The 16,907-nt window shown below is 42.0% G+C and carries 18 protein-coding genes and 1 other annotated feature; of the genes, 15 read left to right on the top strand and 3 right to left on the bottom strand.

What is annotated here, in order from left to right:
* Positions 1-436: 436 nt before the first annotated feature.
* Complete coding sequence (locus tag N8M93_RS22420; protein ID WP_261134864.1) at positions 437-1,105, top strand: hypothetical protein; 669 nt, start codon at positions 437-439, stop codon at positions 1,103-1,105.
* Between the two features lie 140 nt (positions 1,106-1,245).
* On the top strand, positions 1,246-1,959 hold the full coding sequence (locus tag N8M93_RS22415; protein WP_261134863.1) for a DUF421 domain-containing protein: 714 nt from the start codon (positions 1,246-1,248) through the stop codon (positions 1,957-1,959).
* A 60-nt stretch (positions 1,960-2,019) separates the two neighbouring features.
* Here the strand turns inward: N8M93_RS22415 and rarD are convergent, their stop codons facing one another.
* Both rarD and N8M93_RS22405 read right to left on the bottom strand, forming a co-directional pair.
* On the bottom strand, positions 2,020-2,961 hold the full coding sequence (rarD, locus tag N8M93_RS22410; protein WP_261134862.1) for an EamA family transporter RarD: 942 nt from the start codon (positions 2,959-2,961) through the stop codon (positions 2,020-2,022).
* A 142-nt stretch (positions 2,962-3,103) separates the two neighbouring features.
* Positions 3,104-3,823, bottom strand: coding sequence for a TIGR02206 family membrane protein (locus N8M93_RS22405; RefSeq protein WP_261134861.1), 720 nt, complete (start codon positions 3,821-3,823; stop codon positions 3,104-3,106).
* A gap of 103 nt (positions 3,824-3,926) precedes the next feature.
* Here N8M93_RS22405 and N8M93_RS22400 point away from each other — a divergent pair, with 103 nt between their 5' ends.
* The 8 genes from N8M93_RS22400 to N8M93_RS22365 all read left to right on the top strand — a co-directional run bounded on the left by N8M93_RS22400 (position 3,927) and on the right by N8M93_RS22365 (position 10,718).
* Positions 3,927-4,325, top strand: a complete 399-nt coding sequence (locus tag N8M93_RS22400; protein WP_261134860.1) for a hypothetical protein — start codon at positions 3,927-3,929, stop codon at positions 4,323-4,325.
* A gap of 13 nt (positions 4,326-4,338) precedes the next feature.
* Entirely contained in the window at positions 4,339-5,514 is a 1,176-nt protein-coding gene (locus N8M93_RS22395) for a 5-formyltetrahydrofolate cyclo-ligase (RefSeq protein WP_261134859.1), read from the top strand.
* Between the two features lie 54 nt (positions 5,515-5,568).
* On the top strand, positions 5,569-6,078 hold the full coding sequence (locus tag N8M93_RS22390) for a hypothetical protein (protein ID WP_261134858.1): 510 nt from the start codon (positions 5,569-5,571) through the stop codon (positions 6,076-6,078).
* A gap of 234 nt (positions 6,079-6,312) precedes the next feature.
* A complete protein-coding gene (locus tag N8M93_RS22385) occupies positions 6,313-6,735 on the top strand; it encodes a pyridoxamine 5'-phosphate oxidase family protein (protein ID WP_261134857.1) in 423 nt (140 codons plus the stop codon).
* Between the two features lie 105 nt (positions 6,736-6,840).
* Entirely contained in the window at positions 6,841-7,212 is a 372-nt protein-coding gene (locus N8M93_RS22380; protein WP_261134856.1) for a DUF1992 domain-containing protein, read from the top strand.
* 194 nt (positions 7,213-7,406) lie between these two features.
* Positions 7,407-7,655 carry a hypothetical protein gene (locus N8M93_RS22375; protein WP_261134855.1) on the top strand — a complete coding sequence of 83 codons (249 nt, stop codon included), beginning with the start codon at positions 7,407-7,409 and terminating at the stop codon, positions 7,653-7,655.
* 308 nt (positions 7,656-7,963) lie between these two features.
* Positions 7,964-8,235 (top strand) — a binding site (T-box leader).
* A 293-nt stretch (positions 8,236-8,528) separates the two neighbouring features.
* Positions 8,529-10,157, top strand: coding sequence for a methionine--tRNA ligase (metG, locus tag N8M93_RS22370; protein WP_261134854.1), 1,629 nt, complete (start codon positions 8,529-8,531; stop codon positions 10,155-10,157).
* 48 nt (positions 10,158-10,205) lie between these two features.
* On the top strand, positions 10,206-10,718 hold the full coding sequence (locus N8M93_RS22365; RefSeq protein WP_261134853.1) for an HAD-IIIA family hydrolase: 513 nt from the start codon (positions 10,206-10,208) through the stop codon (positions 10,716-10,718).
* Positions 10,719-10,804: 86 nt separating this feature from the next.
* Here the strand turns inward: N8M93_RS22365 and N8M93_RS22360 are convergent, their stop codons facing one another.
* A complete protein-coding gene (locus tag N8M93_RS22360) occupies positions 10,805-11,119 on the bottom strand; it encodes a hypothetical protein (protein ID WP_261134865.1) in 315 nt (104 codons plus the stop codon).
* Between the two features lie 320 nt (positions 11,120-11,439).
* Here N8M93_RS22360 and N8M93_RS22355 point away from each other — a divergent pair, with 320 nt between their 5' ends.
* From N8M93_RS22355 to N8M93_RS22335, 5 genes are all read left to right on the top strand, one after another.
* Complete coding sequence (locus N8M93_RS22355; protein WP_261134852.1) at positions 11,440-12,216, top strand: alpha/beta fold hydrolase; 777 nt, start codon at positions 11,440-11,442, stop codon at positions 12,214-12,216.
* Positions 12,209-13,798, top strand: a complete 1,590-nt coding sequence (murF, locus tag N8M93_RS22350; RefSeq protein WP_261134851.1) for a UDP-N-acetylmuramoyl-tripeptide--D-alanyl-D-alanine ligase — start codon at positions 12,209-12,211, stop codon at positions 13,796-13,798. The genes N8M93_RS22355 and murF overlap by 8 nt, the downstream gene beginning before the upstream one ends.
* Before the next feature lie 12 nt (positions 13,799-13,810).
* A complete protein-coding gene (locus N8M93_RS22345) occupies positions 13,811-15,025 on the top strand; it encodes a D-alanine--D-alanine ligase family protein (protein WP_261134850.1) in 1,215 nt (404 codons plus the stop codon).
* 293 nt (positions 15,026-15,318) lie between these two features.
* On the top strand, positions 15,319-16,044 hold the full coding sequence (locus tag N8M93_RS22340) for a M15 family metallopeptidase (protein WP_261134849.1): 726 nt from the start codon (positions 15,319-15,321) through the stop codon (positions 16,042-16,044).
* 215 nt (positions 16,045-16,259) lie between these two features.
* Positions 16,260-16,730: a hypothetical protein gene (locus N8M93_RS22335; RefSeq protein WP_261134848.1), complete on the top strand. Its 471-nt coding sequence runs from the start codon at positions 16,260-16,262 to the stop codon at positions 16,728-16,730.
* Positions 16,731-16,907: the final 177 nt, after the last annotated feature.

Here is a 16,907-nt window from a genome sequence, read left to right as displayed (position 1 = left end):
ATGGCACCAGTACAGTATTACGAGCGCTTTAAAGCAGGGATTTCGCCACAAATAGTGGTCAATTTATAAAAAACTAAGAAAATCAAAGAAATTTAAAGGTCGTGTCTAAAATAAGGGGGCCAGACCGTTTTTGTAGATAAAATCTTATTTTTGTAGATATTTTCATATTTTTTTCATTTCTCCTTCATTTTTGTAGATAATTGAGCCACGCCCGTCATCGAAGAGCCACATGGAACCGATTCATTAGCTTTTAAAGGATGATAATGTTGAAAACTCAACCTAAGTTGAGTTTTTTCTTTATAAACGCAACAAAGGCTCAGCCTAAGCGAAGGCTTGGCATTGCCTAGTTTTCTTTAAAAATACTTTTCGGCATCGATCAGGAAAAAAATGCTAAAATGGTAGTGGGTTGATTTTCGATTAGGGCGAGGGATTAAGAATGAGATGGATGGGGAGACTTGGTTTTATCGGTGGTATCCTTTTGTTGTCAGCTTGTTCGGTTCAACAAGAAAAAGCACCCACACTGAAATCGGCAGAGCTGAGTGAAAGCGAACAACAACTGCTCCAGGCGGGTGGTTCCGATTATTCGTATGTATATGATCTAGAAATGAACGATACAGATGCCGAGATGATCGAGCTGACTGTTGAACATTATAAAAAAGGAAAGAAAGTGGAAGATGCAGCTGGATTCGGTTCGTATTTCCCAACGGGGGAAGAAGTCGATTCCAATACAAATCGACTCGTTTTTGCAGCGGCCAGTTTTAGTGGTGTGGTTGAGAGGAATGGAGAAGCAGAGCAACAAGAAACTCACCAGCGGTTCGTCCTCACTCATTTGAATGGGGGGGGTTCATCTTCAACGAGTCGTTTGATCGAAGATGAAGGTGCAACCGTTTTAGCTGGTATGGGCCGGGGCGGTACGATGCACCTGGAGTTTGATCAGCCTGTCAAATTAGCTGCACTCTTCAAGCATACTCACTCTGAATTTTCAGTTCCAGGCTCACTTTTCGAAGATAACGAAGAAGAATTCTTGGAAAAGATCGCAGACTTTGAGCATGTCTATGTCTTTTCAATCAAGCTTTTAGATCAAGTACCTGAAAAATTCCAATAAGCAAAATGTAGCCGGGCGCCAAAAAGGAGCCCGGCTATTATCATTTGTTTGATCATGCACAGCATATTGAAATCATTTTTCATAACAACAGAGAGATTGGAGAAAACTACACTAGAATTTCCTGTTGAGGTGGGTTTTTTATGGATTTCTTCAGCTCTCAAGAATCTCTTACTGCTGTTCAATGGATTTACAGAGCGGTTGTCGGATTCGTATTTTTTATTGTTTTAGCTAAAATTATGGGACAACGATCCATCTCACAAGTCGGCCTGCTCGATTTTGTCATTGTCCTGGTGATTGGGAATATCATCGCCCATCCATTATCTGATGAGGGATTAGGGTTAAAGGGATCAATGATTACGATGGGGGTCATAGTAGTGCTATATGTATCGGGGATATTATTAAGTTTACGTTCAGTTAAAGTAAGAAAATTATTCACACCAGCCCCCATACCTCTTATCGAAAATGGGAAAATCCTTTACAAAAATATGAATAAAGCAAGGATATCGATTGATGACCTTTTATCGCAATTAAGAAAAGAAAAGACTGAAGATATACAGAAAGTTGCTCTTGCCTTGTGGGAACCGGGCGGAGATGTTTCGATTTTTTTAAAGACTGAAAATCAACCAATTACAACTTCCTCTTTTGGAACACCGATCAGACCATTTCAAATGCCTAGAACGATCATAAGAGAGAGGCAGATCGAATACAAAGAATTGAACCAAATCGGAAAAGATGAAGAATGGCTGATGAATAAACTTTCCATTACATATAAAAACATAAAATTGAAAGATATACTTTTGGCAACAGTGGATGAAAACGAAAACATGAATATCTTTCTATACAGTGACAGCTAGTCAAAGTAAATAGCAACTAAAAAAAGCCGGCCACCAAAAAAAGGAGACCGGCTTACATTTTTACCCGTGATACGATTTAGCTTTTGTGAGTCGTGGCTCGAACCTGGCTAGCAGCCTCGTGTTCGCGAGGGTGAAAATGCTGAGTGCGATCCAAATGAACATGAAAGCAATCAGATGGACTTGGGAGAATACCTCATTATATAGAAAAATTCCTAAAAACAGCATGATCGTTGGTGCGATATACTGCAGAAAACCGATCATAGATAACGAGATCCGATTTGCACCTGTAGCGAAAAGCAGCAACGGAACAGCTGTAGCAACCCCGGCTCCGATCAAAAGAAGTGTCGTCGTCAGATCAGCAAATTGAAAAGCGCTTGTTCCATTGACTTCAAGCATGCTGACATACAGAAGCGCAACAGGTGTGATGAACAACGTTTCGATCGTCAGCCCAGTCAAAGCACCGAGAGCGACCAGCTTTTTCAGTAACCCGTACAAGCCGAAACTTAACGCGAGCGAAATCGCAACCCATGGAACGCTGCCAAAATGTATGGTGAGAATCAGTACACCGACCGCTGCTAAAATGAACGAAATGATCTGCCAGAAGGAAAGCCGTTCTTTTAAAACAAGCACGCCTAATAGTACGCTGACAAGTGGGTTGATGTAATAGCCAAGGCTCGCTTCCACGACATGATTGTTGTTCACAGCCCAAATATACGTGTACCAGTTGAGTGTGATGAAGACAGCCGCGAAGATCAATCCTAATAACTTTTTCCGATTGGCGAAGAGTTCCTTTAATTCCTGAGTGAACTTTTTCTGTCTTCTTAAAATGCCCAGGACGATCAGCATGAAGACGAATGACCAGATCATCCGGTGAGCTAAAATCTCTTCTGACGGGACATGGTTGATGAGCTTCCAATACAGCGGTAAAAACCCCCATAATATGTAGGCTCCAGCACCGGCAGAAACTCCGGCAACTTGCTCTCTCTTTTGATTGTCGTTCATATGCAGGACCTCGATTCAAGGTGGGAATAACTTTAAGTAAGAACAGTTTAGTACCATTTCGAGAGAAAGACAATCGGAAAGTCTTGAAAAATATATTTTTTTAACAAACAATATCCAGCAGAATTCAATATACATTCTTCCCTTAAATGAAGGTTTTGCGCTGTCTTTTTGCTAAAACAAATGGAAGATAGGTCAACGTGAAGGTGACGATCATCACGATTTCAAGGTTGACGATGTACCAGAGACCTTCCCCAAACCAGCTGAGCGGTGTGCTGGTTACCGGTGGACCTTCGAGGAACATGTAGTTCGCTCCGATTTTTTTGTTCAGATAAGATATTGGCAGTGCAAGCAGATTGATGAACAGTGCTGCTTTTAAAATGGCGAACCGCTTTGGTCGGTATTTCTCTACGATCAGGTAAAAGAAAACGGCAGCGAGCAGTGTGATGTGGTGGATGAAAAATTGGAAAAACCGGTAATGCGGATTTCCGTAGAGTAAATCTGGTGTCAAAACCGCTAAAAAGGGTGGAATCAAGGCCATGAAGTAAACCACTTGAAAGCGTTCTTCACTCGGTTTCAACAATAAGTAGATGATGGCGAATGCACTGATTGAACAGAGCTGAAGAGGGAGATGCCACCGCGGATTCCAGATGCCGTGTGCCAGACTCCAGAGTTGATAACTGCCCTCGGAAAGAATCAATATCGCTAGAAATCCCCACCGAATTGCCTGTTTCGTAGACTTGTTCCTACGAAGCTCTTTCCGGAACATGAAGATAAGTAGAATTGTAAAAAACATCACACAGATGAAAACAAGATGCGCAGTTGAAAACAGTTGGAAGTCTTGCAACCGATCAGGAGCGAACATGGCCATCACCTCACTTTATCAGTAGTATCGTAGATTAGCGTTTGTTATAATATTTCCATATATTAGTATCTGTGTAAATAATATTTTGTGAGGGGTTATCATTTTGTTAGAGTATACAGGTCTTGCCATCACACTGGCAATCATCTTAATTCCAATTCTCTTCATCCGTACCCTGAATAGAGTGATGAAGATGATCATCACTGTCTACTATGGAGTCGTTACTACGATTTTCATATACGGGCATGAATCAATCTATGAAAAATACCATACAACACCTGTGCCAAAAGAATTTTGGGATAAAAATACAGCCTGGACGAATGATCTTTCATTATTCTACTTCATTCCACTGATACCCCTTATCTTATACATATTTTATAGATGGTTTTTCCTGGTTGAAAGAATTTTGACGAAGTTCCTTGTCATTCTAGCATTCATCGCGGTCGTCCATTTGTATTTGTTCTTGTTGTTCATGTTCAACTTCGCATATGGCTATCGACCTTAGGGGGGGTGAAAAGGTGGATGGTTTTAAAATAGTGCGTATTCCTGAACTTCAGACGCCAGAACTCTCAAATTTGATAAAAGAAAGCCAGCAAGAGGGTTTCCAATTTCTCATTCGCTTGTTAAATGAATACGAAAACGGGAAAAATACATTCCAAATGCAAGGAGAGGCTTTGTTCGGAGTTTTTACGATGGAAGATGAAATGATCGCTATCGGAGGGTTGAACATCGATCCTTTTGCCGATAATCCGAAGGTAGGACGATTAAGACGGTTCTATGTAACCAGATCGCATCGCCGTATGGGAATAGGAAAACTGCTCGTCAACAAAATCATCGAACATGCAGAACTGCATTTTACCGAGCTTGTTCTGCATACCGATACCACCGGGGCAGCTGCCTTTTATCAGGCAATTGGGTTTGAAAAAGCGTCGAGATATCAGAGTTCGACCCATTTTCTGAAGATAGAAAAAGGAGGGAAACCGATGAAATCAAAAGATGAAATTCGTGAACGCGTTTGGGAGACCATGACAGAAGAAAAAGCGGGGCGATTTCCTTTTCCGTTGAAAGGACGGATCCCAAACTTCAAAGGTGCCGAAAAAGCTGCAGCGTTCGTCACCGAGATGGATGACTATAAGAAAGCGAAAGTGATTAAAGTCAACCCGGATTCACCCCAGCTCCCGATTCGAAAACAGATTTTGATCGACGGAAAAACCTTGCTTGTCCCGACACCTCGTTTAAAGGACGGATTCATCATGGTAAAACCGGAGTGGGTGCCGGATGGCGAGGAGAAAAAAGCTGCCAGCTTGAGTCATATCCATACATACGGAAAGGTCATCCCCTTGAAAGAGATGCCAACGATCGATTTGATTGTCGTCGGTTCTGTGGCGATTCATAAGGACGGGCGCAGACTCGGAAAAGGGGAGGGTTACGCTGACAGGGAATATGCAATCATCCGCGAGCTTGGAAACCCTGCTGTTCCTGTCGTTACGACGATCCATCAGACCCAGCTTGTGGATGATGATCTGCCGAGGGATGCCTATGATCTTACGGTCGATTATATCGCCACCGAAGAACAATTCATCAAGACGAAAAACGAGTACGAAAAGCCGACCGGCATCCTCTGGGACAGAGTGACCGAAAAGGAGAAAGAAGAAATGCCTGTTCTGGAAGAAATCTACAAATTGACGCATTAGGGATTTGAAACCTTTTCCAATTGTTTTTCGTATATATTGGCAGAGGTGATGATGATGGAAACGAATGAATTGTATTTCTCCGATAACTTTTTCTCAGCAGGCATGACACAGATTTTCAATAGTAATAAAGAAGAAGTTGGAAAGCTTGACTTGAAAAGTGCTTTCTCCTCCAAAATGGATGTCTTGAATGCTGCTGGTGAGGTGATCATACGCGGAGGATTCCGCTTTTTTTCAGCGAAATGGTCTGTTACGGATAAAGAAGACAATGAAATCGGACTCTTGAGACAGCGCTTCGCTTTTTTTGCAAAACGCTATGAGTATGAAGTGTATGACCGGGGTGTCTACCGGATCGAGTCGGAAAGTTTTTCGAAGGAATACCGTGTGTTGGATGGCGATGATACTGTCGTGGCACATTTTGAAAAGATCAGCGGCTTTTTCGAGTCGCCGGCCTATAAATTGGAAAATAATTCTGATGTCCTCTCGAATGAGGAATTGATTGCGGTCGTCATGGGAATCACGATGATCATGAAACAGAATGCATCAGCGACATCTGCAACAACATAGACAAACAAAAGCACTCAAGCCTTTTCAATTGCCTGGGTGTTTTTGTTCCGGGAATGTACGAAACTTTCTTACTATTTTCTAGAATTATCTCTGAAAATTCTAGGATTCTCTGCTGAAATTCTAGGATTATGCTCGAAATTTCTTGAATCCTTAATAATAGAGCTTGCAGAGGTGTTTAATTTCACCATCCAGATGGAATAGTAATAGAACATGCTGAATAAAGGAGTGAACGTAGTGGCACAGAAGGATCTTAAAGAGAAAGTGCTGAGTGTTCTTGATCGCAGCAAGTTCGGGACGCTCGCAACCGTTAAGAACAACAAGCCTCACTCGCGTTATATGACCTTCCATCATGATGGATTGACACTGTATACACCGACAGATAAGGATACGCATAAAGCGGAAGAAATTGATGAAAATCCGAATGTACATATCCTCCTCGGATATAACGGCGATGGACTTGGGGACGCATATGTGGAAGTAGAAGGAAAAGCGGTCATCAAAAAAGATGGTGGACTTAAAGAAAAGCTCTGGACGAGTCATATGGAAAAATGGTTTGAGGGACCGGATGATCCGAACTATATCGTTCTTGAAATCCAGCCGACCCTCTTCCGTCTCATGAACTCTGATGAAAAATCTCCACAAGTGCTTGAGGTGTAGTAAGTCTTTAAAGGTGCTGAATGATTCAGCACTTTTTCATATTTGCGACTTTTTCCAAAGTCATTATCTGGTAAACTGTAAGTATCAATCCAAAGAGGTGATGATATGGATTTTTCAGCGGGCATTGCGGAAGAAAAGATCAAAACGGCTTTGCAAAAAGGTGAATTCGAGAACTTGCCTGGAAAGGGGAAGCCTCTCCCGAAAGATGATCTTACTGGCGTACCGGATGAACTCCGTCTCAGTTATAAAATTTTGAACAACGGTGGATTTGTTCCACCTGAAGTCCAGTTGAAAAAAGAAATGGCCACGCTTGAAGAATTGATCGCCGTTTGCCGAGACGAAAAGGAAAGGTCGGATTTGACCAAACGTTTGAATGAAAAAATCATCCGCTTCAACAACTTGATGGAAAAACGTAAGATGAGCCAGTCATCAGCTTTCCACTCTTATCAGAACAAAATCTATCGTAAAATGTATTGATAAATAAGAAAAACAACATTTTTCCTATTTAAAGAAAACTTGGAAAAGTCCAGCCTTAGGTGTAGACTGAGCCATTAGTTGCCCTTATACTGAAGAAAGTATATCTATACTTTCTTTAAGTGAAATAAAGGATTTTCGACATCACTAGGGAATAGTACCATTAGTTTGTAAATCTATTGTTGGGTGGTGGCGAGATGAGGCTTGTCAAACACTTGAATGATTTCCAACACATCAAACGGCAAGGTACGGGGTATTTTATTGTATTGGACACGACAGCAACTAAAGTACACTCGGTTCAATGCAACTGGATCAAAGAGGAGAGCTTCGTGCAGAAGGTCATCACGAACAACGGAGCAAATGGCAGCTATTACTGGGTCCAATATTGGAATGCTCAAGAACCGGCTTTCAAAGAGACGCCATGCCGAAAATGCATGCTTGAATAATAAAGCCTCCAGACCGGGGGTTTTTTGTTTTGCTCTAAAATGATACTGAGTACATGAAAAGGTGGAAAAAGAAATTTGATGTACCCAGCAGGAGCTTCTAAATACATGAACGCCCGAAAAACAGAATTTGATGTAACCAGCGAAGCCTTCTGAGTACATGTAAACGCGAAAAAAGAAATTTGATGTACTCAGCAGGAGCTTCTGAATACATGAAAACCTGAAAAAAGAAATTAGATGTACCCAGTAAATTCATGAGAACGCACTTTACAACTATTCCATATTCTGTAATAATAACGAAAACGATAGGGTTAAAGGTTTTGATGAGGAAAGTAGATTCGCCCGTTTTTCCATAGAGAGCTTCGGTATGCTGAAAAGAAGCGTCAAACGACGGATTGAAAATGGCCTCTGAACTTCACTTTGAACGTGCATATACATTAGTAAGGTGTGACGGGAGTTGGCATCCGTTAAAAATGTCAGAGTATAAGAGTGTGTAGTCGATCACTCCGTACTTCATGAGGCTGGTCGTGTGAACGGTCAGTAAAACAAGGTGGTACCACGAGAATCAATCCTCGTCCTTAGACATTTGTCTTCGGGCGGGGATTTTTTATTTTTGATTTCGCAAAGGTGGTTTATACAGTAAATGACCCCGAAGGCAACAATCTTTAAGAAAAGAGCCTTATTTTTAAAGGAAGCGCTACTAATCCCTGATCAGCAGCTACGGTCTGGTTTCGAGGGACCACGACATTTTTTCATTTTATCACGACACAAAACCAGAAAATCACGACAAGAATCCAAAAAATCACGACAAATGCAAGGAGTATGGTGACAAACTGCTTTTCACACTGAGATTTAATAAAAAGGAGGAAATTGAATATGAATATTTATATTGGAGGAGCTTGGCCATATGCGAATGGATCGCTGCATCTCGGTCATATTGCTAGTCTGCTACCGGGGGATATACTTGCCCGTTATTATAGGCTGAAAGGGGAGAATGTGCTTTACGTTTCAGGGAGTGATTGTAACGGTACACCGATAGCCATCCGAGCCCGACAGGAAGGGGTTTCACAACAAGAAATCACAGACCGCTACCATAATGAATTCGAAAAATCATTCCATGATCTAGGTTTTTCATATGATCTATACAACCGCACTGATGACCCTTTTCACCATCAGGAGGTTCAGCATATTTTCAAAGCACTACTTGAAAATGGCTACCTCTATAAAAAGAAGGTCGAACAGAGCTATTGTGAAACGGATCAACAGTTTTTACCAGACCGATATGTAGAAGGTTTTTGTCCAGTGTGCGGCGAGTCTGCGAGAGGTGATCAGTGTGATCATTGCTCCACGATCTTGGATCCAGCGGATTTGGTGGAGCCGACTTGTAAGTTATGTGGCAACAAACCGATTGTGAAAGAAACGGAGCATTTCTATTTCGCATTGAAAAACTTCCAACAAATGCTAGAAGAACTTGTACAAAAAGCTGAAGGAGAAGAAGGATGGCGAACGAATGCCATCCAGCTCACGAAACGCTATTTGTCAGAGGGTCTGATCGACCGTGCTGCTACAAGGGATATTGAGCTAGGTGTGGATGTTCCGCTTCAAGGTTTTGAGGATAAAAAGATTTATGTATGGATCGAGGCTGTAAGCGGGTATTTGACGGCGAGCAAAAAGTGGGCGGAGATTCAGGGGAAAGACTGGAAACCATTTTGGGAAGAAGCATCAACAAAGGCTTATTATGTACATGGGAAAGATAATATTCCGTTCCATTCGATCATTTGGCCGGCGATTCTGTCAGGGCTTGGGGAATTGAAACTACCAGACCATATCATCTCAAGTGAGTACCTGACGATTGAAAAGAAGAAACTGTCGACAAGCCGGAACTGGGCAGTATGGATACCTGATCTTTTAAAAGGGTACCAGGCTGACTCGATCCGTTATTTTCTTACCATCAATGGCCCGGAGCAAAGAGATGCTGATTTTTCATGGCGCGAATTCATTTACAGTCATAACAGTGAACTGCTCGGTGCATACGGGAACTTCGTCAACAGGACACTGAAATTCATTGAAAAATCATTTGGTCGGAACCTCCCTGAGGCAGTTCCGGACCAAGCTATCCTTGAAAAAGTGAAACAGACGTACAAAACAGCCGGAACTCATATTGAAAAAGGAGAATTCAAACGAGGGCTGGAAACGATATTCGAACTCATCCGGACCAGTAACAAGTATTTCGACGAACAACAACCCTGGAAACAGGTGAGTGAAGATCCTGCGGGGTGTGCCGTAACGCTGAACACGTGCACGCAGATCATCGTGAATCTATCCAATCTCTTATTTCCATTCCTGCCTTTTTCTTCTAGTAAAATTCAAGAATTATTAGCTCTTGAAGCACCATCCTGGAAATATACAGAAGTTCAATCGCTCCGTCTTAAAAGGGTTGAGCCATTGTTTCAACGAATAGATGTAGAAAGAATAGACGAAGAAAGACGGAAATTGGAGAGTTAGACAATATATCTTGATTAGGCGTATTGAAATTGCACTGGAGAGGATTAAATGAAAGTTGCTTTTTTTGATCGGGACGGAACGATTATTTGCGACTACCCGGACCATGAATGGAGTAAAATCCATACTCCAGAGTTCATTGATGGTTCAATTGAGACTTTGAAGGCGGTTCAAGACCGGGGATATGAAATCATCATCATTACAAACCAATATTTGATCAATGAGAAAATCATTACAAAAAAACAATACGAAAACATCACTGCCCGAATACTCAAGGTATTGAAAGATTGTGGAGTTTTGGTGCTTGATATCTTTTTCTGCCCACATAGCAGAAGTGAAGGCTGTTCTTGTATAAAGCCTGAGCGGGGTATGATCGATCAAGCAACAACAAGGTATCCTTCCATTGATTTGAAAAATTCTATCATCATTGGAGATTCAATATGCGATATGGAATTGGCTCGTAATCTTGGGGTAAAAGGATATTGGATTACTGAGGATAAGGAAGGAATATATCAAGGAATCACTCCAGTCAAAGAGATACAAGAGATTGTTTTAGATATGTAAGCTCGAATCATATTAAAAGAAATTCGCGACAGGTCACCAGAAAAAACGAGCTAAACGTGACCCCACAGCGAATTACGGATCTTCGACTACCACGTCCTATAGGGAACGTCGAAGCCATCACATCTTGTGCAAGTGAGCGAGGAGGCTTGTGGATTGCCCGCGAAAAGGGAGTGAATTTTACAGAAAATTTTAAGACCTAAATACAAAAGGCCGTTATCATGATCGTAATTCCGGTCAGATAATCGGCCTTTATGCTTCTGCTGATTCAGTTTTTCTTTTTTCGTTTTCGTCTTTCGGCTTCTCAAGTCCATCAATGCAAAGTCGCTGCGGTTCCATTCGGGATTCCGTCTGCCTTCGCGCTCCATCTTCCTGCGCTTTTTCCAGGCGTTGCTTTTACTCATTGAAACTCACTCCTTTATTCAGATTCCCTTTATTATATCAAATCTTGATAAAATGTTTCCATTGACCTTCACTTGAGGTGAAACATCCCTAAATGAAATCCCCGTATCGAAAAGTATAGAATGAATTGGGAGTATTTTAAAAAACAGATTACAAGAAATTGGTTTTAATTTTCATCTTTTAGGATATTGAAATATATTGTGATGAGGCGAAAAATCGTTGATTGGAATGTCATCGAAAGCACAAGGTGTGATAATATAAATAAGATGACGTAAATAAAATGAACTGATATATAAATTAGGTATAAGGAGCGTTTTCATCAATGAAAATAGATATCGGGGGCGTAAGTGTCAATTACCGTGTGTCAGGTGAAGGACGAAACATCCTTTTACTGCATGGTTGGGGAACAAGCCTGAAGAGTTTCGAGCCTGTCCATAATTTTTTAGAAAAGAATTTCAAAGTTTATTCCATTGATTTTCCTGGTTTTGGGGAGAGTCAAGAGCCGCCAGAGGCATGGGATGTAGAAGCATACACCGACATGCTTACACAATTCATAAACGATTTGAACATAGAAGATCCAATTCTTGTCGGACATTCTTTTGGTGGAAGAGTGTCCATTCGTTATGCTGCGCACAATAAAGTGCATAAAATCATTTTAGTAGATAGTGCTGGTGTAAAACCGAAGCGTAAATTCAGCTATTATTACAAAGTCTATACGTATAAGTTCTTCAAAAATCTTCTGAACCTGCCTGTGCTTCGAAACTATAAAGAAGAGATCTTGACCAAGGTGAAAGGCAAACTTGGATCGGCTGATTATAAAAATGCATCAGGCGTCATGCAGCAGACGATGGTGAAAGTCGTCAACGAAGACCTGCAGCGGTTCATGCCAGAAATCCAGGCACCGACACTCTTAGTCTGGGGAGAAAACGATACTGCTACCCCGGTTGAGGATGCGAAGATCATGGAGAAGGCGATTCCTGATGCGGGCCTGGTCGTCCTTAAAGGTGTAGGACACTATTCATACTTGGAAAAACTGAACGAATTTCTTGTCATTATCGATAACTACCTTGAAAAGGATAAGGAGTGGAAAGATGCTTAGTTTCTTGTTTTTAATCGGGGTTGTCTTCTGGGGCCTCTATACATGGTCCAGACTCCGCAAGGCAATCCATATGCTGCAGCAAAATGGATATCGTAATGAGCGGTTCCAGAAATGGATTAAAGAAAACCGGAAGAAAGTGTTCCGGAAGCGTGACTTCATTCCGTTGTTGACAGTGCTGATCGCATTTGTCGATTTTCTGGATAATGTAGCGATCCTCTTATTTATCGGCCTTTATTTGATTTTATATTTATTAAGAGAGACTGGAAAAGAAAAGAAGAAGCTTGTCGTGACAGCACGTGTCAAGCGTTTGATGGCAACTGTCGGTATTTTGGTCGTTTTAGTCGCGGTGCTCAGCTTTTATTTCGAATTGATTTATCAAGTGGCATTGGTACCACTATTGCTTACGTATGTAGCCTTGAACATCCTGAGCTATTACGTCGTGATGGCGGGTAACACGATCAATTCGCCAATCGAAAAGAGTATTGCTCAAGGGTATGCGAACGATGCAAAGCGTATCATCAAGCAATCTCAAGATCTTGAGGTGATCGGGATCACGGGGAGCTATGGAAAAACGAGTGTGAAGCATATCCTGAATACGCTTCTTTCATCACATTCGAACGTATTGATGACACCGGAAAGCTACAATACGCCGATGGGTGTCACGATCACAATCCGTACAATGCTCAGACCTTTCCATAAATATTTCATTGCGGAAATGGGAGCAAAGCAGGAGTATGATATCAAGGATGTTTGTGATATTGCACAACAAAAATACGGAATCATCACAGCAATCGGTGAACAGCACTTAGAAACGTTCGGATCCCTTGATACAATCAAGAAGACGAAGTTCGAGCTTGTCGATAGCTTGCCTGATGATGGAATCGCATTATTAAATAAGGATGACGAGAATTCTATGTGGAGGGCACCGGAAAGCAAGGCACGTGTCGTCTATTATGGGATTCATGCGGATGATTTGGATTATCGAGCGGAAAACATCACGTTTACTTCCAAAGGAACGTCCTTCACTGTAGTAAAAAAGGACGGTACGACCATCCATATCCAAACGAAGTTGCTTGGGCAGCATAACGTCTATAATATCTTATCGGCAGTGGCTGCTGCATCCGAGCTTGGTGTACCAGCGAAAAAGCTTGAAGTAGCATCGAAAAAGATTGCACCGGTGCCGCACCGCATGGAGATCAAAAAGCACTCATCCAATATTACGATCATTGATGATGCCTTCAACTCGAACCCAGTCGGCTCGAAAATGGCGCTCGATGTATTGGGTCAGATGGATGGATATAAAGTATTGATTACACCAGGAATGATCGAGCTTGGTCCAGAAGAATATAACTTGAACAAGAAACTCGGTCAGCATGCAGCAAAAGTGTGTGATTATGTGATCCTGGTCGGTAAGAAACAAACGATTCCGCTGCAAGACGGGTTGAAAGAAGAACAATACCCAGAAGATCAAACGTATATTGCACGTAATCTGGATGAAGCGATCATGAAAATGAACGAAATCACAAAAGAGAAAACGGTCGTTCTGATTGAAAACGACCTTCCAGATACATTTAACGAATAGGGGTTGGATTGAATGAAAATCAAAGTCGGCGTCTTTTTTGGCGGCGTATCAGTAGAGCACGAGGTATCGGTCATCTCAGCGCTGCAAGCGATCAACGCGATGGATCGTGACCGTTATGAACCGATTCCGATCTATATCAGCAAAAATAAGAACTGGTATACCGGCGAAGGGCTCTTAGAAATTGAAAACTACAAAAATCTGAATGAACTGTTGAAGCAATGTGAGCGGATCACGATTACGACTAATGAGCAAGGACGTCCTGTCATCAACAAGCACACAACAGGCATGTTCAGTAAGAAACTCATCTCAGAAATCGATGTCGCTTTCCCTGTCATCCACGGCACGTTTGGGGAAGACGGGATTTTACAAGGATTCTTCGAGCTTCACGGAATTCCTTATGTCGGATGTGACGTGTTCTCCTCTGCAGTCGGCATGGATAAAGTGATGATGAAGCAGATTCTACGTGATTCAGGTTTGCCGATTCTGGACTATGTATGGTTCTATTCATCAAAATGGATGAACGATCAGGAGGCACTGGTCGCTAAAATCGAAGGTGAACTGAGCTATCCAGTCATCGTAAAACCTGCTAACCTCGGTTCCAGTGTCGGAATAAGCAAAGCGACAAATCGTGAAGAGCTTGAAGAGGCTGTTGAACTCGCAATGGAATTTGCAACAAAAATCGTCGTCGAGAAAATGGTGACAAGCTTGCAAGAGGTCAACTGCTCGGTTTTAGGTGATTATGAAGAAGCTGAAAGTTCAGTCTGCGAGGAAGTTTTAAGCAGCACAGATATCCTTACCTATCAAGATAAATATCAAAGCGGGGGTAGCTCTTCAAAGGGCGGTGGCGCTTCTAAAGGGATGGAGAGTACGAACCGGAAGATCCCTGCAGAACTTTCTGCTGAAAAGACTGCCGAGGTGCAGAGACTTGCAAAGGAGACCTTCCAGACATTGGGGTGCTCCGGTGTTTCTCGTATCGACTTTTTAATCGATAAAACGACTGATAACGTTTATGTAAATGAAATCAACACGATTCCTGGATCTCTCTCATTCTATCTTTGGGAGCCCACAGGAAAATCGTTCAAGGAATTGACGAGTGATATGATCCAGCTGGCGCTTAAGAGAGAGCGTGAGCGCGAATCCCTGACATTCTCTGTCGATTCGAATCTCTTTTCTCTCCATAGCGGAGGAAAAGGCGGATCCAAAAGTAAGTTAGGTTCAAATCAATAAGCAGTTGTATGCAAAAGAGGCTGTCCTGACACTTATAGGACCGCCTCTTTTTGCGTTTTTATCGGGTTGAAAAGCAGGAAGTGTAAGGGTGTTGACCGAAATTAGTAATATCGCGATTTTTGGCTTCAGTTTTACTTTATTAGAAGGTCCAGGTTTTGATTTTGCGTGACTAGGGCAGAAGAATGGTAGACCAACAAAAACTTACATCTGAAACGAATACTTTACTAAACTTTAAAAAATTGACAGCATGATTTACATAAGCAAGTAGTCCTTAAGAATGGAGGCTTTTCTCAATGAATCGAAACGACTATCCCGTACCACATGTTCAGCCGCTGGAGGATTGGAAGCAGGTGCCGATCAGAGAAAACAAGGAAGAGCTCATCTCTTTGAAGAATGTAGATTCTGAGTTGCTGGTTGTTGTACCGAAATATCACGAAATGGGTCTTCCAGGTGCATTGAACGACTGTTATGTCCGGCGTGAGGTAGCGATCAAACTGGTGGATGCGGCTAGAAATCTGCCAAATGGTCATAAACTGATGATTTGGGATGGGTGGAGACCGTTCGCCGTGCAAAAGCAACTCTATGATTCTTATCTGATGAAGCTTTCGCAGGAACATCCGGAATGGTCAGAGGAAAGACTCCGTGAAGGGACCCGGCAATTTGTATCCTATCCTTCAGAAAGTGAAGCGGCACCAGCCCCCCATATCACTGGAGGCTCCGTAGATGTGACGATCGTTGATGGAAATGGTGATCCACTTCCTATGGGGACAGGGTTTGATGATTTCAAAGAACAAGCCTGGACACATTATTATGATGAAAGGAAAGCAGATGGTGAAAAACTGAGTGAGGAAGAGGAAATCTTTCTTAAAAATCGCAAGTTATTGATCCATGTGATGACCTCTTCAGGATTCACAAACTATCCTGCTGAATGGTGGCATTTCGACTACGGCAACCAATGGTGGGCAAAACGAAGCGGAGAACCAGCAGCCAAATACGGACTCGTACATCTCGAGGTTTGATATAGGGACCTATCGCATGGCTGCGATAGGTTTTTCTGCTTAACCTGTCTGACTACAGGCTTTATTGGGACAGCACAAGAGAAAAAAGCAGCGCTCATTCGCTGGTGAATGCTTTTAAAACATAGTAGCTAAAGTTATTTTGCCTCCTAGTCTACCGCTTTCCTGCAGATAGATGTAAAATAATAGTAGTTTATAAGCAGGAGGCATATATACATATGTACGACAAGAATGAGTATAAGAAATCGTTCAAGAATATCAGCATTTTATTTTTCGTGGCGATGTTTCTGTTGCTGATAACCGCAATTTTCCTCACCATTTTCACCGGGACCTTCACCTGGAATAGCCTTTATATTTCAATCATCAACTCGTTGATTGGGGTCATGATTCCGCTCGTCTTGTTCAACATTCTCTATGATAACTTCACGAAGTCTTACCACAACCGTGAAGTATCTGACCGTATAACAGAGGCGCTTATCGTAAAGGAAGAGTTGATTGACCGTTTTTTTGATGATACAAAACGAGAATTCATCCAGAAGACGACCGCTTCTCTTTTAGGGAAAACAGAAGGTAATATGCTTTACAGTACACTGATGGCGCCATATTTGAACAATCGTTACAATTTCCGCCGCAACTTCAAATACTACATATCCTACAACTTTAATGAGCGGGAAAGCCCACTCCTTTAGGGGTGGGATGAAAGCGAATAATTCATTCTTTTCTTCTTTCGATGCGAACGCATGTTTGATATAATGTGGATATAGACACACAAAAAGAACCAAAACAATGGGATGTCGAAGAACAAAAAACGAGGGGGTAAACATGTCACAGACGGTCACGGTCCAAGTGAAACTGTTGCCTAATCA

This window comes from Bacillus sp. Marseille-Q3570, from assembly GCF_946151055.1.
GTDB lineage: Bacteria > Bacillota > Bacilli > Bacillales > Fictibacillaceae > Pseudalkalibacillus.
This window is presented reverse-complemented; position numbering and strand designations above follow the sequence as displayed.